This is a genomic window from Bacteroidota bacterium (genome assembly GCA_017303975.1).
In the GTDB taxonomy this organism is placed as follows: Bacteria; Bacteroidota; Bacteroidia; order JAFLBG01; family JAFLBG01; genus JAFLBG01.
Genome location: JAFLBG010000002.1, coordinates 13,426 through 33,577, shown reverse-complemented (window position 1 = coordinate 33,577; position 20,152 = coordinate 13,426). Strand labels below are relative to the sequence as shown.

The 20,152-nt window shown below is 36.2% G+C and carries 17 protein-coding genes; 11 read left to right on the top strand and 6 right to left on the bottom strand.

Going from position 1 to position 20,152, the window contains the following annotated elements:
• Positions 1-96 precede the first annotated feature (96 nt).
• Both J0M08_01155 and J0M08_01150 read right to left on the bottom strand, forming a co-directional pair.
• Positions 97-996: a DnaB-like helicase C-terminal domain-containing protein gene (locus J0M08_01155; GenBank protein ID MBN8701648.1), complete on the bottom strand. Its 900-nt coding sequence runs from the start codon at positions 994-996 to the stop codon at positions 97-99.
• A 174-nt stretch (positions 997-1,170) separates the two neighbouring features.
• On the bottom strand, positions 1,171-2,649 hold the full coding sequence (locus J0M08_01150; GenBank protein MBN8701647.1) for a DUF2779 domain-containing protein: 1,479 nt from the start codon (positions 2,647-2,649) through the stop codon (positions 1,171-1,173).
• A gap of 273 nt (positions 2,650-2,922) precedes the next feature.
• Between J0M08_01150 and J0M08_01145 the strand changes: the two genes are divergently transcribed.
• The gene (locus J0M08_01145) at positions 2,923-4,098 is read left to right on the top strand and encodes a hypothetical protein (GenBank protein MBN8701646.1); all 1,176 of its coding nucleotides are present in this window, start codon (positions 2,923-2,925) and stop codon (positions 4,096-4,098) included.
• A gap of 490 nt (positions 4,099-4,588) precedes the next feature.
• Here the strand turns inward: J0M08_01145 and alaS are convergent, their stop codons facing one another.
• Positions 4,589-7,240: an alanine--tRNA ligase gene (gene alaS / locus J0M08_01140; protein ID MBN8701645.1), complete on the bottom strand. Its 2,652-nt coding sequence runs from the start codon at positions 7,238-7,240 to the stop codon at positions 4,589-4,591.
• 96 nt (positions 7,241-7,336) lie between these two features.
• Here alaS and J0M08_01135 point away from each other — a divergent pair, with 96 nt between their 5' ends.
• Together J0M08_01135 and J0M08_01130 are read left to right on the top strand one after the other, a co-directional pair.
• Positions 7,337-8,308, top strand: coding sequence for a M23 family metallopeptidase (locus J0M08_01135; GenBank protein MBN8701644.1), 972 nt, complete (start codon positions 7,337-7,339; stop codon positions 8,306-8,308).
• A 219-nt stretch (positions 8,309-8,527) separates the two neighbouring features.
• Positions 8,528-10,477: a T9SS type A sorting domain-containing protein gene (locus J0M08_01130; GenBank protein MBN8701643.1), complete on the top strand. Its 1,950-nt coding sequence runs from the start codon at positions 8,528-8,530 to the stop codon at positions 10,475-10,477.
• Between the two features lie 64 nt (positions 10,478-10,541).
• Here J0M08_01130 and J0M08_01125 read toward each other — a convergent pair whose 3' ends face one another.
• Together J0M08_01125 and nhaD are read right to left on the bottom strand one after the other, a co-directional pair.
• A complete protein-coding gene (locus J0M08_01125) occupies positions 10,542-11,312 on the bottom strand; it encodes an alpha/beta fold hydrolase (GenBank protein ID MBN8701642.1) in 771 nt (256 codons plus the stop codon).
• 4 nt (positions 11,313-11,316) lie between these two features.
• On the bottom strand, positions 11,317-12,606 hold the full coding sequence (nhaD, locus tag J0M08_01120) for a sodium:proton antiporter NhaD (GenBank protein ID MBN8701641.1): 1,290 nt from the start codon (positions 12,604-12,606) through the stop codon (positions 11,317-11,319).
• A 75-nt stretch (positions 12,607-12,681) separates the two neighbouring features.
• Between nhaD and J0M08_01115 the strand changes: the two genes are divergently transcribed.
• The 5 genes from J0M08_01115 to J0M08_01095 are packed head-to-tail and all read left to right on the top strand — an operon-like array spanning position 12,682 to position 17,027.
• On the top strand, positions 12,682-14,133 hold the full coding sequence (locus J0M08_01115; protein ID MBN8701640.1) for an amino acid permease: 1,452 nt from the start codon (positions 12,682-12,684) through the stop codon (positions 14,131-14,133).
• A 42-nt stretch (positions 14,134-14,175) separates the two neighbouring features.
• A complete protein-coding gene (locus J0M08_01110; protein MBN8701639.1) occupies positions 14,176-15,084 on the top strand; it encodes a helix-hairpin-helix domain-containing protein in 909 nt (302 codons plus the stop codon).
• Between the two features lie 3 nt (positions 15,085-15,087).
• Positions 15,088-15,279 (top strand): hypothetical protein, encoded by a 192-nt coding sequence (locus J0M08_01105; protein ID MBN8701638.1) that lies wholly within the window; start codon positions 15,088-15,090, stop codon positions 15,277-15,279.
• A 19-nt stretch (positions 15,280-15,298) separates the two neighbouring features.
• Positions 15,299-15,826 carry an adenine phosphoribosyltransferase gene (locus J0M08_01100; GenBank protein ID MBN8701637.1) on the top strand — a complete coding sequence of 176 codons (528 nt, stop codon included), beginning with the start codon at positions 15,299-15,301 and terminating at the stop codon, positions 15,824-15,826.
• 58 nt (positions 15,827-15,884) lie between these two features.
• Positions 15,885-17,027 carry an acyl-CoA dehydrogenase family protein gene (locus tag J0M08_01095; protein MBN8701636.1) on the top strand — a complete coding sequence of 381 codons (1,143 nt, stop codon included), beginning with the start codon at positions 15,885-15,887 and terminating at the stop codon, positions 17,025-17,027.
• 134 nt (positions 17,028-17,161) lie between these two features.
• Here the strand turns inward: J0M08_01095 and J0M08_01090 are convergent, their stop codons facing one another.
• On the bottom strand, positions 17,162-17,362 hold the full coding sequence (locus tag J0M08_01090; GenBank protein ID MBN8701635.1) for a hypothetical protein: 201 nt from the start codon (positions 17,360-17,362) through the stop codon (positions 17,162-17,164).
• 187 nt (positions 17,363-17,549) lie between these two features.
• On the opposite strand from J0M08_01090, the gene J0M08_01085 reads away from it, so the two are divergent.
• The 3 genes from J0M08_01085 to clpP all read left to right on the top strand — a co-directional run bounded on the left by J0M08_01085 (position 17,550) and on the right by clpP (position 20,150).
• Positions 17,550-17,975 carry a DUF2147 domain-containing protein gene (locus tag J0M08_01085; protein ID MBN8701634.1) on the top strand — a complete coding sequence of 142 codons (426 nt, stop codon included), beginning with the start codon at positions 17,550-17,552 and terminating at the stop codon, positions 17,973-17,975.
• 147 nt (positions 17,976-18,122) lie between these two features.
• The gene (gene tig, locus J0M08_01080; GenBank protein ID MBN8701633.1) at positions 18,123-19,472 is read left to right on the top strand and encodes a trigger factor; all 1,350 of its coding nucleotides are present in this window, start codon (positions 18,123-18,125) and stop codon (positions 19,470-19,472) included.
• Between the two features lie 12 nt (positions 19,473-19,484).
• Entirely contained in the window at positions 19,485-20,150 is a 666-nt protein-coding gene (gene clpP / locus J0M08_01075) for an ATP-dependent Clp endopeptidase proteolytic subunit ClpP (GenBank protein ID MBN8701632.1), read from the top strand.
• The last annotated feature ends 2 nt before the right edge of the window (positions 20,151-20,152 follow it).

Genomic DNA, 20,152 nt, shown 5'->3' with positions numbered 1-20,152 from the left:
TCTGTGACCTAGGGGTTTTTGATAGTGTTCAAAATGTTGGTCATTTTGCTTTTGAAACGAACTATAACTCATACAAGAAAAAAATATTTTGCAACCTTAATCTTTATAAAGTAGATTAAAAGTGCTTTGCTCAAATTCAACGAACTTTCCTATTCTTTCGATAAAATCTAATACAATCAATTTGTACGAGCCATTGCGATTTTTTGAAATACTTAATTCTGCTGAGTTTTCCGGTAAATCATTATCTGCTTTTTCCATACCATAGTATGATGCTCTGTAAAGAAAGATTACCATATCCGTAATCTGGTCAGGAATTCCAAGTTCACGAAGGTCTTTTACTAGTGGTCGCTTATCTTTCTTTCTTAACTCCACAGAACGAGGTAATTGAGAAAGAGCAATTATCGGTAAGTTTAATTCCTTCGCCAACTTTTTCAATGAAACACAAATATGTTTAGCTTGTTCGTTATTTGAACTTGTATCTAAAAGTTGTAAATAATCAATAACAATCAGTTTAATATTTTGAGCATATGTAAACTCTCGTGCTCTTTTACATAATTCTTCAACAGATAGAAATGCAGTATCATCAATAAAAAGCGGTGAGTGCAAAAGACCTTCAATTTTTGAATTCATATCCTTCAACTCAATTGGTTCCAACAGAGCTTTTCTTATTTTCTCACAAGCAATTGATGTTTCAATTGACAGTAGCCGATTAGTTAAATGAGCAGATGACTCATCCATAGAAAAATATAATACCGATTTATTATAATCTACAGCAGCATTTCTTGCTAGGTTAAGTGCCAAGGCTGTTTTTCCCATGGCTGGGCGACCTGCAATGATGACAAAATTAGAGGGTTGCCAGCCCAAAGTACATGCATCAAGCTCCTTATAACCACTTGGAATTCCAATGACTCCATTTGGTGCTGAGCCAACTTCATCAATTCGTTTGAAGGCTTTAGTGAGAAGGGTTGTAATTGAATTATTGTTTTGGGGTTCCATTTTACATTTGAATAGGGATCTTGTCAAAGATATTGATTAGCCTTCTTTTTATCGTTACCTGTTGATAAAAAGGAAGTTTAATGTTTTCAACAATTAAGATTTTATAATCTTGTAAGACGCAATGTAAGCTTCATTTATTTTGAGCCACTCAAAAAAAGGATCTACTATTTAAACCTAAACCTTTTCTAATACTTCTACTATTTTTACCATAGCCAAGGTATCTAATTTGCAGTATTCAAGGAGATGTTTCCTAGTTTCCTCGATATCACCTTCAAATGTTCCTTCAACTATTGCTGAAAAGGTTGCACTTGCTGTACCACCATTTGCAATATTTAGGCTGTCATAAGAGAGTTCGGGAACAAGACAAGGGAGAACCTGTTTAATACTATAAGACCCTCTTAATTCGGGTTTATAATACCATCTCTTCTGAAATGGAACCATAAGGTCTTTCAATCGCTCAACAATTTTTGAAATTTGTTTTTCGTATTTCGGAAAATCTTCGGCAAGCTGATTTAGTTTGCCTCTTTCAAAGCTAATATTGTAAACCAAAATATCACCACCTCCCTCTCCACAATCTTTAATTAGTTGTTCGATAAAATCAATACGAGGATCCTTGGTCCCATCAGCTAAGAATTCAAAATGTTTTGTTGTACCTTTCTTATCCAACGTATGCAAAGAATACTGAAAAACTAATTGTTGATAGGGTCGGCTATTATCAAATATCGGAACAGCGAGCTGAAAGGTTTCAAAATCCAAAAAATGCAAGGGATAATTTAATGACTTTATAAATGCTTTGATTTTAGGTTTGTCAATCACCACTTTTTGTTCCAACTCGCATTCTATCTGTTGCCATTGCTTTTCATTCAATTTTGCATCCTTTGGTATTTCCTTTATATCCAATATTCCCTGATAATATAATTCAAACTTTTTATTACCTCGTAAATTGGCAATATCAAAAACAGAATACTCTGGTATATGCTTCCAGCAGTGTCCAGAAAAATCACAAGGGTATGGGTCGCTACAATGGAGCCCAATATCCTTCTTCGGGATTTGCTTTGCTTTTATAACCGTTTTGAGCTCCCTAATTTTTTCTGCAATAAAGGGCTGCAATTCTTTAATTTCTTTAATGATAGATTTCTGGGAAAAGAGCTTCTTGATATTTAATTTTCCGCTTTTAACATATTCGTTGTTGATGTGAACAATAAAAAAGTCTTTTAATTTAATCCCTGAATTTGTAATCACATAATATTGCAAAGCCGAATCTAAAATATATGTATCCTTTACTTCGGTTGAAGATTTGACTTCGTATCCAATCCATCCTGCTTTATCCTTCACAAGAATATCTAAGGCGCATAACACTTCATCGTATATAAAAGTTGCTTCATAGATTACCTTCTGCCCATTAGAAATTTCTTCTGTTGTTCGTATTGCAGATTTATCAAATTTGGTCTGGTCTTCAGGGCTACAATCAACGCCATTTGGAAATAATCCTTGAGCTAATTGTCCAACATTAGTGCCCTGGGCAAATACTGCTTCCTGGGATTCATCCATTTCATCTCTGAGCTCCTTATGAAAGCGATTTAGATAAATGGCTTTAGTGCATTGGTTCCCCTTCAAAAATGTAGATTTAGATATGAGATAGGTTGAAGGCATTATTAAAGACTAGGTTATGTATAATTTATTTTTTTGAATTTGCCCTTAAGGTAACTTCCTCGATGTTTATTATCCTAGGAGCATGACAATTTCTTAAATGTAAATTCCTCAATTTTAATTATATTCAAAAGTATTATTAAGTATTATTAAGTATTCGAAAATAATATTAATAAATAGAAAATAAGGGGAGAATAATATTTTTTGCGTAAAGCTTAACGATAACACCCAAAAGACCGTTCTCCGAAGACAGTAACGAAGGATTTACAGACAATAATGGGAAAAATAAAAAGTATATATGACGCAATAATAAAGACGAAAGTAGCGGAAGACCAATGCACCAATTTTTTGGTTTACCTCTTGGAAAAGTTGCCCAAAACAATTTTATTTGACATCATTAAGACCGCAAACCTAAAAATTGAAAAAGTTGACAGTATTGTTGACATTACTGTCCAATATCCATTAGAATCAAGTCGTCCTGATGCTGTGGTAGAGTTCTCTTCCAACAAATTTTTAATTCTTGAAACTAAAATTTATCCAGACCATTTTGATAAAGACCAGATAACAAGACACTATCAAGGTGCAAAAAAAGAATTCGGCATAGACAACGTTTGGTGTTTATTTTTATCGGGCGATCAATATTGCCCCTCTGAATTACAAAAAATCCAAGAAAAAAATATCGGCAAAATCGGATTTATTTCATGGAAAAAATTACTTGAACTTCTCAATGACAAAACAAAATTACATGGCTTCTCAAATTCAATAATCGTAGAGGAGTTTTTAACATTTGCAAAACATTACAAACTCGGTAAATATACAACTATGAATGCTCAAGAACTTAAAATTTTCGTTGACAACTATCAAGGGATAGTTACAAATCAAGACACCGTGCAAGATATTTTCAATAACTCCATTGAAAAAATAAAAAATAAAATAATTCTTGAATGCGGTGAATTGGTTGAAAAGAATGATGATGAATCCAGCGACACATTGCCTTGCCTCTATCGGACATTTGACATAAAAAATTGGCACATCAAGGACTATTCTGGTTTTGTGTTTATTAATGTGCTATTAAAAAAAATAGGAATTGTTTTGGCAGGTTATCAAAATAAAAACGAACAAAAAAAATTTATGCCACTCTGGGACGAAAAATATAAGCACGAATACCGAAAAAATCCTAACCTTACTTCATTTACTTGGGTGGACAGTGGTTATGATGATTATGCAATTAATAACGGTTACTTCAAACTCATTGACGGCACAAGTGGAAAACTTTTTAATCCATTACAAATTTCAGAATTTGGAGATTACTTTTATTGGGGGCGCCAGTATGACTTGCATACCGACAAATTTGATGACGAGTTTTACTCCAAAATAGCAACTGACTTTAATAATCTCTTAACAACATTTATAGACAACAACGGCAGAAAAGTCAAGCAAACAAAAAAATAATCCACAGCGACATTGTAAGCTCCCCTCTATTCGAGCCAATCAAAAATAGAATTCCTTTTTCTATTTAAATATTTCATTCAATACCTGAGCCAATTGAAGTCCTCCTTTTCCAAAGGCTATTTCCACCATGGGTTTGTTGAGATCTAAATATTTTTGACTTTCCGTAGGCTTTGGAATATCATAAGCTAATTCTAAATTCCTTCGGCTATCATTAAACTAATTTGCCGCATTCCACTGTATGTAAAATTTTATCCTCCATACTTTTTATCTAAGCAACTATAATGCTGTAAGCTTGCCCCAAAAACGAACTTAAAGTTGGAGTGTGTTTAAATTTTAGACGAGTCTAAAATTGCGGCTTAATCTAAACTTCCTGCCCATACGAAATCAGTAAATTTTTCATTTGAGTTGTATAATTAAATTTTCCTTTTGGGGCATCTTTCACACCCCTCTTTATCTCCCCTCAAGGGGAGAATTTGGTACTCAATACTATTTAAATTGCAATTGTATTCGCCTTTTCAACCGCTGCTTTCAAGCCTTCCAGTTTTGTTCCTCCTGCCGTAGCATAAAACGCTTGTCCGCCACCACCGCCATTAATTTCTTTGGCAAGCTCTTTTACTATTGTGCCGGCATTCATGTTTTTTTCTTTTACTAGATTGTCTGAAATAGCTACTGTTAATGAGGGCTTACCTTTTATCTCTGTACCTAATACTAAAAATAAATTTGTTATCTCATTGCGTAGTTCAAAGGCAATATCCTTAATAGCTTCAGCCGAGTCTAAATTTATTTGTTCCGCAATAAAATTCAATCCATTTTTTGATTGCACTTTTTTCTTCAATTCTTGTTTTATTACTTGCGCTTTTTCGTGTATAAACTGTTGTAGCTGTTTTTGAAGAAGTGTGTTTTCTTCTTGCAATAATTGTACTGTTTTTACAAGGTTTTTTGGGTTTTTAAGGGCTTCTTTTAAGTTGCCTAAAATAGCTACCTGTGCATTTAAAAATTCAATTGCTTTTACAGAAGTAATAGCTTCAATTCTTCTAATGCCAGCAGCAACTGCGCTTTCAGAGGTGATCTTAAATAGCCCAATTTGAGCTGTTGATTGCACGTGTGTGCCCCCGCACAATTCAATAGAATAATTCTTGTCGAATGTTACTACGCGCACTGTGTCGCCATATTTCTCTCCAAACAAAGCCATTGCGCCAGTTTTCTTTGCATCTTCAATAGCCATTGTTTTTATATCAGAAAAAATATTTTCACGTATTTTCTCATTTACAATTGTTTCTAACTGTTGTATTTCTTCATCGGTAAGCTTTGCAAAATGAGAAAAATCGAATCGTAAATAGTCATCATTTACTAACGAGCCTTTTTGCTCCACATGAGACCCCAGCACACTTCTTAGTGCTGCATGTAGTAAATGTGTTGCACTGTGGTTGTTGCATGTTAGTGTACGTTTTACACTATCTACTTTTGCAGTAAAATAAGAAGTAATGTTTTCGGGTAGTTTGTCAGAAAAATGAATGATTAATCCATTTTCTTTTTTTGTATCTGTAATGACAATTTTTTCATTACTTGATTCTAAAATACCCGTATCGCCCACTTGTCCGCCACTCTCTGCATAAAAAGGAGTTTTATCAAGTATTAACTGATACTGTTCTTTATTTTTGGCTTTTACCTTTCTATACTGTACGATTTTTGATTGGCATTCCAAACTATCATATCCAACAAACTTTAAACTTTGAACTTCGAACTTTGAACTAATTTGTACCCAGTCTCCTGTATCCATTGCAGTTGCTTGTCTAGAGCGATCCTTCTGTTTTTGCAATTCTGCTTGAAACTCTTCTTCATTGATACTAAGTCCGTACCCACGAGCAATCAAGGATGTTAAGTCAACCGGAAATCCATATGTGTCGTATAATTCAAATACCAACACTCCGCTGATAGTTTTTGATTTGTCTTGCGTAATTGCATTTATACAAACTTGGTCAATACGCTTTAAGCCTTGTTCCAATGTTTTGAAGAATGCAGTTTCTTCTTCTTTTATAACTTTTTCAATTAATGATTTTTGAGTGCGAAGCTCCGGAAAAGCATCCCCCATTTGGTTTGCAAGTACGGGCACTAGTCTGCACATAAATGGTTCTTTCAAATTCAATGATTGATACCCATAGCGAACAGCTCTTCTTAAAATCCGTCTAATTACATAACCCGCACCGTTATTGGACGGCAACTGACCATCTGCAATAGAAAATGAAATTGCGCGAATATGATCCGCAATTACACGCATCGCAATATTTACAATCTCATGCTGTTGGGCTTTTTCTGTTGGACGATAACGCAATCCCGATAAATCTTCAATTTTATTAATGATAGGAGAGAAGACATCGGTGTCATAATTCGACTGTTTGCCTTGTAGTACCATACACAAACGCTCAAAGCCCATTCCTGTATCAACATGTTGTGCAGGTAATTTTTGTAAACTGCCATTGGCCAAGCGATTGAATTCCATGAATACATTGTTCCATATTTCAATTACTTGCGGATGGCTTTGATTTACGAGTTCTTTGCCAGGTATTTTTTTTCGCTCGTCTTCATTTCTTATATCTACATGTATTTCGGTACATGGTCCGCATGGGCCGGTATCACCCATTTCCCAAAAATTATCTTTTTTATTTCCACGTAAAATTCTGTCTTCTGAAATATGTTGTTTCCACAAATCATAGGCCTCTTGGTCAAAAGGGAGGTTGTCTTCTTTGCTTCCCTCAAAAACGGTTACGTATAATCTGTCAACCGGAATTTTATAAACATCCACTAAAAGTTCCCACGCCCAATTAATGGCGTCTTTTTTAAAATAGTCGCCAAAGCTCCAATTGCCAAGCATTTCAAACATAGTGTGGTGGTAGGTGTCAACACCAACTTCTTCTAAGTCGTTGTGCTTGCCTGATACACGTAAACATTTTTGTGTGTCTGCAATACGCGGATGTTTGATGGCTGCATTGCCTAAAAATAAATCCTTAAATTGATTCATGCCTGCATTAGTAAACAAAAGCGTTGGGTCATTTTTAATTACCAAGGGTGCAGACGGCACTATCTCATGATTCTTTGATTTGAAAAATTGTAAAAATGTTTCGCGTATTTGGATGGAGTTCATATAAGTTCCTTAACAAAGTTTAACTTCTGTGTTTTTTCTAAAATTGCATAAATATAGTAAATACGCTAAATTTGCACTTGATTTTTAGTTGATTAAATGTCGAAAATTAAATATAGATACAACACCAAATCATTAACCTACGAGAGGGTTGAAACTTCTTGGCGCAAGCGTATTTTACGCTTGTTGTCTTATTTAGCCACGGGTACTGTATTTGCAACAGTTACTATATTAATTGCATTTACTTATTTCGATTCTCCTAAAGAAAAAATTCAGAAGCGTGAAATTGAAGCATTGAAATTCCAGTATCAATTGCTAAACACCCGATTTGCACAAGTGTCAACTGTTTTGAGCGATTTACAACAGCGTGATGATAATATTTACAGAATGATTTTTGAAGCAGAGCCTGTTCCATCTACTGTTAGAAAGGCAGGGTACGGAGGCGTAGATAGATACAAAGAGTTAGAAGGTTTTGAAAATTCAACGTTGATGATTGAAACTACGAAGCGAATAGACCGTTTAGCAAAGCAACTGTATGTTCAGTCTAAATCATTTGATGATATTGTAAAAATGGCGGCTAATAAAGAGAAAATGTTTGCCAGTATTCCGGCCATCATGCCTATTAGCCAGAAAAAATTACGTCATGCGCCTTCTGGTTTTGGTTGGAGAACGCATCCAATCTATAAAACATCTCAGTTTCATGCCGGGATGGATTTTGCTGCACCAGAAGGAACAGAAATTTATTCTACCGGAGATGGTGTGATAGAACGTGCGGATAATATGGCTCAAGGATATGGAAATCACGTAGTAGTGAATCATGGCTATGGATACAAGTCATTATACGCACACATGACTAAAATGTCTGTGCGTGTTGGGCAAGCTGTAAAAAGAGGACAATTATTAGGCTATGTAGGAAATACAGGCTTGTCTACCGCACCGCACGTGCATTACGAGATTATTAAAAACGAAGCAAAAATTAATCCGATTAACTTCTACTACAACGATCTTTCTCCTGCCCAATACCAAGAGATGATTGAGGTGGCATCCCGCTCTTCACAGTCATTTGATTAGGCTTTTCTTTGGTATTTCCCCACATGTGTTGTTTCATTCATTGAAAAAGATGTTTGTTTTCAAGTTCTAATAATGCGCATTTTTGGGTTTGTCCCTTCTATACGTTAGGGCTAAATTAATTGTACATAAAATTAGTACAACAGAGGGTTACTTTTTAAAATGTTGAGTGTAGTTATACTAAATACAACTCAAAACGAAGTTTAACTAATAAAGAGAATCATGAAAAAAAGAGTACTTATCCCGGCATTGTTTTTTGCAGGAGTAGCTTTTGCACAAAACAGCACCATATTTAATAATGCGGCAGCCTTACAGGAAGCACAACAAAAAGGACTATCGCCTGCAGACCATGCAGGATACGTAAGTCATAAGTACAAAGAATGGCAAGTGGCTAATGGGCTTGTGCCTGCTGCTACACAACAACCTTCATTTAAAAATGGAAGTGGTGTTTTTAACACCTTGCAGTCGGCATCGAACATCGATTTTGAAACCGGAGATTATACCGGATGGCAATTGTATGTAGGCGATAACGACATGAACTCTTTTGGCTCATTGAGTAATGTAGTGCCATCTGTTGCTGGATTATCAGATACGTTGCAAATAGACACCTATTATAGTTACATGGGTACAAATACCTGTGACATGATTGATGCATCTATGAGACATGGGTTAATGACGCCCGCTATCGGATCCGACCCGCTTACAGGCATTCCTCTTGCTTCGCCATTGGGAGGGAATTATGTTGCTCGCGTTGGTAGATTTTGCAGGTATTACGAAGCATCTGTGTTGGAGCAAACATTTAATGTAACAGCAGGTCAGCAGGTGCTCAATTACGCCTATGCATTGGTGTTAGAAGATGGTGGACATAGCGCAGTTGTTGGAGAACAAGCTTATTTTAGATTTAGTGTGCTCGATTCTGCAGGTGTTGATATTCCGGGCACTGCAATTTATATACAGTCTGATAATGGTACTACTCCTGGCTTTTATCCATCTATATATCAAGTTGCACCGGATGGAATATATTATAAGCCGTGGACTCCTGTTTCAGTAGATCTTTCGGCTTATGTTGGACAAAATGTAACTGTTCGTGTTACAACTGCCGGATGTATTTATGACGGACACAGCGGATACGCTTATTTTGATGCACGTATGGATAGCACCGGTAATGTTGCAAACGTTTGGCCGGGGGATGCGAATTACGATTTAACAGCAGATTTAAACGATTTGATTTATATAGCTTGGGCAAATGGAGCTACAGGCCCTGCAAGAACTGGCGCAACTAATAATTGGAATGCCGAACCATCAGCAGATTGGGGTCAGAAAACCGTGTATGGAACAGAATACAAACATGCAGATTGCAATGGAGATGGAGTTATAGATTTGAATGATACGTTGGCTGTTTTTCTGAATAGCGGATCAACTCATGTGTTCAAGAATTCGCCTTCTAGCCCTACATTGCAAAGTGTTTCAAATTATAGAAATATTACATTGTCTTCCTCTACACAGGCTATCGGACCTAATCAGCAATTTTCGGTAGATATGTATTTGCCTGCTAATTCAACAAATTCCAATTCTATTTTTGGAATTACGTTTAGAGTGTACGTCCCAACACAATACATTTCACAATTTGTAGGAGCTTCATTTAATGCGTCTGCTATGGGTATTCAAGGAAGCAATTTGCTTGCAAAGGCTATTTATAGAGCATCTGCGGGATATGTGGAAGTGTGCTTAGTAAGAACCGACAAGCAAAGTAGTAATGCAATTGGTAAGCTGGGAACGCTTGTTTTTAAAGCAAATGCATTTACAAACTCAGGAGCAAGTAGTTTTGGTGTTGGAAACGTAAAAGCTATGCGATACAATGGTCAATACTTGCCAATTGGCGGTAATGGAATCACTCCACAATTTAATGTTGCACTAGGTGTAAATGAGATTGCTTCCTCAGATTTGTTATTGGCTCCAAACCCAACAGCAGATTATATTTCCATTGTTGGCTTGGATGAAGCAGCTAACACCTATGAAATAAGTAATGTAGTGGGACAGAAAATTGCTTCTGGTACCGTTAAAGGTTCCGAAACAATAAATGTTTCCGCTCTAGAAAAAGGAACATATATTTTAAAGCTATATGCAGCTAGTAACAATGAGATGCGTATAAATAGATTTGTAAAAAAGTAGTTTTGTTTTAAGGTTGATTAAAGTCCTCTGGAAACAACATTTTCAGAGGACTTTAATTTTTTAGTTATCGCAAAAAATTTAAAAGGTGCTCTAAAAAAAGCTGTGGTTGCTCAGCATGAATCCAGTGTCCGGCATTGGGTATTGTTTGCAATTCGGCATTTACAAATGAGTTTTGAATGTCTGCAAAATCACTATCAGAAATATATTTTGAGTGTTCGCCTCTTAAAAAAAGCGTTGGAATGGAGCAATAGCCCATATCAATTTTTTTTCCAATTTGTTCTATCTGTTCTCGCAGCACCGGTAAATTAAATCGCCATGCAAGTTCATTTGAATCGCCATCTTTCCAGTATAAATTTTTTAGCAAAAACTGTATAGTGCTTTGTTCTGTTATGCGCGCTTGCAATGCAGCTTCTACTTCTTTTCTGGTTTTCACAACAGAAAAATCTACTCCCGAAAGTGTATCAATAATGGTTGTATGATGCGGAGCATAGTATCTTGGTGCAATATCCACTACGATAAGTTTTTCTATCAATTGCGGATATTCTCTTGCAAACACCATTGCCGTTTTGCCTCCCATGGAATGCCCAATAATAGAAGCTTTCGCGCAACCAATCTGTTCCGATAAATTATGCAAATCGTTTGCCATGCTTTCGTAGGTACATTCGTTTGCATGAAAAGAATGCCCGTGGTTGCGTTGATCTACAAGGTAAACGGTATATTTTTCGGAAAGTTGTTTGCCAATTGTTTGCCAATTATCAAGCGAGCCAAACAACCCATGCAATATGAAAACAGATTCTCCTTTTTCTCCTAGTTTTTTATAGTTGAGTAATTGCATTGCATTAAAATCCTAATAGAGACTGCCCAATATACACAAGCGCACCCGAGAAATAACCCAATGCTGCCAACCAGCCTATTTTTTTTAGATACCACATAAAATCAATTTTCTCTATTCCCATGGCAGCAACTCCTGCAGCAGAGCCGATAATTAAAATACTGCCTCCTGTGCCGGCACAATAAGCTATAAACTCCCACATAAAACTATCAGTCGGGAATGTAGCTAAATCGTACATTCCCATAGTTGCAGCTACCAACGGAACATTATCTACTATAGCAGACAATAACCCAATTAAGAGTACAATAACGGTGTTGTCTCCAATTGTAGTATTCATAAACATTGCCAATTCCGACAAAATGCCTTCAGTTTGTAATGCCGATATTGCCATTAATATTCCTAGAAAAAACAAGATGCTAGGGACATCAATTTTTCGCAAAGCATGCACTACAGAAAAATTGTCTTTGTCTTCTTCATTTTTACCATGATGAATGTATTCGGTAATAATCCACAAAATACCTAAGCCAAACAGAACGCCCATAAATGGAGGCAAATGAGTAATCGATTTGAAAATCGGGGTAAACAATAAAGAACCTAGGCCAGCAAAAAAAACAAGATTTCTTTCCTTATGTGTTGATGAAGTGCTTCTAGTGCCGGATACAGCTATCGGACGGGTTACATTTCCTTTTATCAATAATGTTAGTACGCTCAACGGTACAAGTAAACATACTAAACTAGGTAAAATGAGTTTTAGCATAATATTGGTACTGGTAATTTGCCCGCCAATCCAAAGCATTGTAGTGGTAACATCTCCAATAGGACTCCACGCCCCACCTGAGTTGCAGGCAATCACAACAATTCCAACAAAAAGCAAGCGTGTTTTTTTATCGTCAATTAATTTTTTCAATAAAGAAACCATTACGATGGCTGTTGTAAGGTTGTCTAACACTGCAGAAAGCACAAAACTCACAAGAGCTATTATCCACAGCATTTTTCGAGCATTGGCGGTTTTGATTTTGTCTGTTATAACCATAAAACCATCGTGTGCATCTATCAATTCAACGATAGTCATAGCGCCCATCAGGAAAAACAAAATCCCCGATAATTCGCCCAAATGTTCTACAAGTTTTTCTGATGCAGCGTGTGTGCCTTCAGTCGTATTCATCGTTAGAGCCAACACAGCCCAACACAATACACCAGTTAGTAGTGCACTAGCGGCCTTGTTTAATTTTATGGTATGCTCTAGCGCAATGGCTAAATAACCGATAACAAATATGGATATAAGCAATATCTGCATAAGCTAAATATATGGAAAAAATACTTTTGGGTTAATAAAAAAAATCATGTAGGTTTAAAAAAAATACACTCACACATGTCAAAATTATTTGCAAAAAAATCTATAGAGAGTTTACTCCACGAGGCATCTGATGAAACAGGAGGCTTAAAGCGCTCATTAAGCGCAACAAGCCTTGTGGCTTTAGGTATTGGAGCTATTATAGGAGCAGGTTTGTTTGTTAGAACAGCAGCAGCAGCAGCAGATCATGCCGGACCTTCAGTTACTATCGGATTTATTGTAGCCGCTATAGGATGTGCCCTAGCAGGATTATGCTACGCAGAGTTTGCGTCAATGATTCCTATTGCAGGTAGCGCTTATACCTATTCGTATGCAACGATGGGAGAGTTTGTAGCTTGGATTATTGGCTGGGATTTGGTGTTGGAGTATGCATTGGGTGCGGCTACGGTGGCTATTGCGTGGTCAGAGTATTTGAATAATTTATGTACCAATGTATTTGGCTTTACAATACCCTATCAGTGGTGCCACTCTCCTTTTCAGTCATCGCTAGATGGCGTAAGTGGAATAATTAATATTCCTGCATTAGTTATTATATTCTTGCTCTCTCTTGTGTTAATAAGGGGTACAAAAGAATCTGCTTTTGTAAATGGCCTTATTGTGATAGTAAAAGTGGTGATTGTTATTTTGTTCATTGCTCTTGGTTGGGGCTATATCAATCCGGCTAACCACACACCGTATATACCTGAAAATACGGGTGTTTTTGGTTCGTTTGGCTGGAGTGGAATTGTGAGTGCCGCAGGAATTGTATTCTTTGCATTTATTGGTTTTGATGCAGTTTCTACTGCTGCACAAGAAGCAAAAAATCCTAAGAGAGACATGCCAATAGGAATATTGGTATCATTAGCCATTTGTACTGTTTTGTACATTTTGTTTGCGCACGTTCTTACCGGGATTGCTAACTACAAAGAATTTCAAGTGGCAGGAAAAGAAGCTTCTGTTGCATATGTTATAAACACTTACATGCCCGAGTACGGTTGGTTGGCAACCTCTGTAACCGTAGCTATTTTGGCAGGATTTTCGTCTGTAATTTTAGTGATGTTGTTAGGTCAATCGCGTGTATTTTACTCTATGTCAAAAGATGGATTGATACCAAAAATATTTTCTGATTTACATCCAAAGTACCGTACACCGCACAAATCAAACCTCTTGTTCTTTTTGTTTGTAGGTGTTTTTGCAGCATTTGTTCCGGGCGATATTGTTGGAGATATGACAAGTATAGGAACACTCTTTGCATTTGTACTAGTATGTATTGGCGTGTTGGTAATGCGTAAAACAAACCCTGATATGCCTCGTCCGTTTAAAACGCCCTTGGTTCCTATTGTTCCAATATTGGGTGTGCTGGTTTGTTTGGCCATGATTTACGGATTAGGTACCGAAAATTGGATGCGTCTATTTATTTGGTTGGCAATTGGAATGGCAATCTACTTTGGATATAGCCGTAAACACAGTAAAGTAGGGAATAAAAAATAATAAGAAAAGATGGGATGTGCTTTTTAAGCACAGTGCGAAGTGATGAAAAGTTTTTTTAGAAAATACGTTAGCTATACAAACCAAGAGAAACGGGGTATTTGGATTGCATTGCTTATCGTAATTTCTATAGCAACAATTTATTTTTTTTCTGACTATGTTTCTTCTTCATCCGATCCAACTCTTATAGACACCTCCTTTCAATCCGAGATAAATAGTCTTAAAAGAACGAAAGAATTGGTCGATGAGCAAGAAGCTGCCACTCCAACAGATTCCACTTCTATAGAAGGAGCTAACAACAATTACTTTAGATTCAATCCCAATCATCTATCCAAGGAAGAGTGGCGTAAATTAGGAGTTTCAGAGCGCATTGTAAACAACATTCAAAAATACGAGCAAGCGGGAGGTAGTTTTAAAAATAAGCTTGATTTAAAAAAAATATACGGGTTTTCAGAACAACTGTATTGCAAGTTGGAGCCATACATTTATATCGAAAACGACTCTACATTAACTGCGCAAAGAGCCGGAATTCCATTGGACAAAAAGGGGAGTTTTAAAAATTTAATTGATGTGAATACGGCCGATACCAATCAATTAAAATCGTTAAAAGGTATTGGCAGTAAATTGGCCGACAGAATTATTAAATACAGAAATTCATTAGGTGGGTTTTATACAAAAACACAACTTAAAGAAGTGTATGGAATCACATCAGATACCTATAACCTAATAGAACCTTCTATTACTGTAAGTGTTGAAGGGCTTGCCAAGTTAAATATAAATACAGCCGAAAAAGACGCATTGGCAAAGCATCCGTACATAAAATACAAACTTGCAAATTTGCTCATACTATACAGAACTCAACATGGCAACTACCATACAAAAGAAGATATAAAGAATATTGTTGTGATAAATGACAGTATTTACAGTAAATTAGCCCCTTATATTAGCTTGTAAAATATGGCACACGGAGCATTGGTTTTAATGGGTCTTTTTATTGCGATGGTTGTTCCTTTGTCGACATACTTTTTTGCTAAACGAATGGGGCGAAATCCACTAGCCTGGTTTTTTATATCGCTAGTGCTTCCATTCATTGCCACGATAATTTTATTTTTTTTACCCGATTTGTCTGAAAAAAATCAGATAAAATAACAGTACTAGTAAACTAAATATGCTTGAAAAACGAATAAAATCAACCATTAGAGACATTCCTAATTTCCCAAAAGAAGGAATTATTTTTAAAGACATTACACCCATCTTAAAGGATACAGTTCTTTGCGAAGACATAACTATCGAACTTAAAAATAGATTTTTAGAACAGCCTATACATGCGGTTGTGGGAATCGAGAGCAGAGGTTTTTTGTTTGGATTTAAATTAGCAACATTGCTCAATGTGCCATTTGTAATGGTTCGCAAGCCGGGTAAGTTGCCCTATAAAAAAATTGCTCAATCGTACGATTTGGAATATGGCAGCGCAACAGTAGAAATGCAATTGGACGAAATAAAAAAAGGAGCCAATGTCTTAATTCATGACGATTTACTTGCCACTGGCGGTACTGCCGAAGCAGCTGCAAAACTTATTCATCAACAAGAGGGAAATATAATTGGGTTCTGTTTCCTAATAGAATTAGGGTTCTTAAAAGGTCGCGAAAAATTGAACAACTATTCTCCGAAAATTGTTAGTTTAGTTAATTATTGATTTCGTATTTTTATAAAAAAATAACCACATGAGTACTATTGCCGAAACATCTGTAGGAATAAATTTTGAGTTAAGCGAAAATCAGCAAATGATAGCTGATATGATTCGTAAGTTTGGGGAAGAACATATTAAGCCTAAACTAATGGAATGGGACGAATCCCAAGAATTTCCTATCGAAGTTTTTAAAAAACTTGGCGACCTAGGATTAATGGGAGTTTTAGTGCCAACAGAATATGGAGGCTCTGGTTTTGGTTATTTTGAGTACGTTACAGCAATCATAGAATTATCTAAAATATGCGGTTCCATTGGTTTGTCCATGGCGGCTCATAACTCGCTTTGTACAGGCCATATTTTGCAATTTGGAAACGAAGAGCAAAAGAAAAAATATTTACCAAAGCTGGCTAGTGCCGAATGGATTGGTGCTTGGGGCTTAACAGAAGTAAACACAGGCTCTGATGCAGGAGGAATGCTTACTACAGCCGTTCCTGATGGAGATTATTATGTGTTGAATGGGTCTAAAAATTTTATTACACATGCTATAACAGGCAGTGTGGCTGTGGTAATTGCACGTACCGGTGCAAAAGGCGATTCGCACGGAATGACAGCATTCATTGTTGAGAAAGGCACGCCAGGCTTTAAAAGCGGGCGTAAAGAAAATAAATTGGGTATGCGTGCTTCCGAAACAGCGGAGCTTATTTTTGAAAATTGCCGTGTTCACAAAAGCCAAATAATGGGCAATGTAGGGGATGGTTTTATACAAGCCATGAAAGTATTAGATGGTGGTAGAATTTCTATTGCATCGTTATCATGCGGTATTGCAAGAGGTGCGTATGAAGCATCTGTAAAATATGCTAAAGAGAGAGAACAGTTTGGTCAACCTATTGCCAATTTCCAAGCCATTGCATTTAAAATAGCTGATATGGCTACTCAAATAGAAGCCGCAGAGCTGCTTACCTTTAAGGCAGCTGATTTGAAGAACAGGCACATGAAAGTTACCAAAGAAGGGGCTTTTGCAAAGTATTATGCTTCCGAAATAGCTGTTAAGGTATCTAACGAGGCTGTTCAAATTTTTGGCGGATATGGCTATACAAAAGACTTTCCGGCAGAAAAATATTACAGAGATTCTAAACTTTGCACCATTGGAGAAGGTACATCAGAAATTCAAAAATTGGTAATTGCCCGAGAAATATTGAAAGGGTAGAAAGACTTATTTACAAGAAAGACTAACAAATCATAAATCTGAGCGAATCCTAAATAAGCTCGTAGTTTTTTTTAGAGTTGTATCAGTAAGTCAATCGGACCTGTTAAAGTATAATGTTGGTGAGTAGTAATTTTCTAAGCAGCCAAGTTCGTTTCGTCAAAATTGTCCTTTTTTAATTTATTTAGGCAATTCAAATAGGCGTTTTTCATGCCTTCGTAGAGTGCTTCTCTCCCGTAGTTGTTAGTTCTGTGAGATTCGCTAATTATCTCGTTTGCATTGTCTATTTGACTGCTTAGCCAATGCACTAAATCTGTTGTGTTAGATTGGTTCATCATGGTTTTGAAGTTTTTACACAATTGTACGTTTGTAAAAAAAAATAGTTATTCAATTTTAGTGTAACTTTAAAAAATGTTTTACGTAGTAGGTGCCTTTTTAGGCGTTATTCCTACATCATTTAATGTTTTGTCGTAATTCTAGTAATTTCATAATTTTGGCATTTATAAACAGAAATAATAAGTAAAAATGAAATTTATACACACCTTACTAATCATAGTTCTTGTCACACTAGGTATGTCTGCTCAATCGGTGGTGGGCAAATGGAAAACAATAGACGACAAAACAGGGAAACCAAAATCAGTGGTTGAAATTTTTGAGAAAAATGGAAAGTTGTATGGCAAAATAATTAAGCTTTTTCGCACGCCACAAGAAGACCAAGACCCTATTTGCGACAAATGCGATGACGACCGCAAAAACAAAAAAATAATTAACATGGAAATAATCCGCGATATGAAAAAAGATGGTGATGAATGGGAAGACGGAACAATCATGGATCCGAATAATGGTACTGTTTACGATTGCAAATTATGGCTTGAAGGTGGCAATTTAAAAGTACGCGGATATGTGCTGTTTGTATATAGAACGCAAACTTGGCTGCCGTACAAAGAATAACATACTTTTTTCATAATCCCCTCATTACATTATAGTTACCGCAATTGTAGTGTTTGTCTCGGAGCGCTTTACTTAGTAAAACAAATAGCTCCAAATTTTCTATTATATAGGTATTTAGCTATCTTTGCAGCCTAATTTATTTATCACATGGATATTGTAAAAGAAAATGTAGATGCATTAAATGCGGTTATTAAAGTAAAAGTAGCAAAGGACGATTACTTACCTCAATATGAAACAGCTATAAAGAATTATCAGAGAAAAGCTGCAATGCCCGGTTTTAGACCAGGTAAAGTGCCTACAGGAATGATCAAAAAAATGTATGGCAAAGCAATTTTGGCTGATGAATTAAATAAGCTTCTTAGCAATTCACTGCAAAAATATATTTCAGAAAACAACCTTGAAATACTTGGAAATCCGCTTCCTAAGGCCGAAGAGCAGCCCAAAGATTTTGATGTAGTGCAAGATTTTGAATTTTTATACGAATTAGGACTGGCTCCTCAATTTGCCGTAGATATTTCTAAAAAACACACCTACAATTACGAAACAATTAAGATAGACGATGCTCTATTAAGCAAATACACAGAAGATATTCGCAAGCGTTACGGAAATATCCAAAACCCCGAGCAAATAGAAGACCAAGATTTGGTGGTTTGTGATTTTGTGGAATTAGATGCAAACAACGAAATTTTAGCAGGAGGTATTTTCAAAACCTCATCCATTGCTACTGACAGAATTATTAATCCTACAATCAAAGCTAAATTCATTGGTCTTAAAAAAGACGATAAAGTGGTTGCGAATGTTAGAGATTTATCTAATAATACAACCGACATATCCGCTATGTTGGGCATAGATAAAGCAAAAGCAGAAAATATAAATGCAAATTTCCAACTGACGATTAAAAATATTGGTCGTGTATTTCCGGCAGACGCTAATCAAGAGTTGTTTGATAAATTGTATGGTCCGGGTGCAGTAACTAGTGTAGAGGAGTTTCACAATAAAATTAGGGAGGAACTGGCCCTAACCTTCATCGAAGACAGCGATCGCAAGCTAAAAAATGACATAGCAGAAGATTTACTAAGTAAGCTAAATATTAATTTGCCGGATGAATTTTTGAAAAGATGGTTAATGACTGTTAACGAGAAGCCGTTAACGTACGAGCAGGTTAGCAAGGAATACGATATGTATTCAAAAAGCTTGAAGTGGCAATTGATTGAGAATAAAATTTTAAAAGATTTTCAAATTAAGGTTTCTACCGATGAAGCTACAGACTATGTAAAAGGGGCTGTTCGCGCACAATTAGCAAAAATGGGACATTTAGGAATGGGCGATGAAGAGATTGATAATACTGCTAAACGTGTATTGGAAAACGAAGAGGAGGTAAAACGCGTGTTTGATAAGCTATACAACGATAAAGTACTTAAACTATTTAAGGAATCATTTACAATTGTAAATAAAGAGGTTTCTTACGAAGATTTCTATAAATTAGATAAAAAATAAACTACAACAACTATGTTTCCAAAAGACGAATTTCAAAAATATGCTACAAAGCATATGGGCATCAATAGCCTTACACTAGATAAATACAGATCATCTTTAACTCCCTATATCATTGAGGAGCGCCAGTTAAACGTTGCCCAAATGGACGTTTTCTCTCGTTTGATGATGGATAGAATTATTTTCTTGGGCACAGGTATTAACGACCAAGTTGCTAATATTATTCAAGCTCAATTACTTTTCTTAGAATCGGTTGATGCTAAAAAAGACATTCAAATTTATTTAAATTCTCCAGGAGGCTCTGTTTATGCAGGTTTGGGGATATATGACACGATGCAATACATTGCACCCGATGTAGCAACTATTTGTACCGGAATGGCAGCATCTATGGGCGCTGTGTTAATGTGTGCAGGTGCAAAAGGAAAGCGTACCAGCTTAAAACATGCGCGTATCATGATTCACCAACCGCTTGGTGGTGCCGAAGGACAAGCATCCGATATTGAAATTACAGCTCGCGAAATTCAAAAATTAAAGAAAGAGTTGTATGAAATTATTGCAAAGCACAGCAACCAAACATACGATAAGGTATGGGCTGATAGCGACCGTGATTACTGGATGACAGCCGAAGAAGCGAAAGCATACGGAATGATTGATGAGATTTTAATTAGAACTAATAAATAATT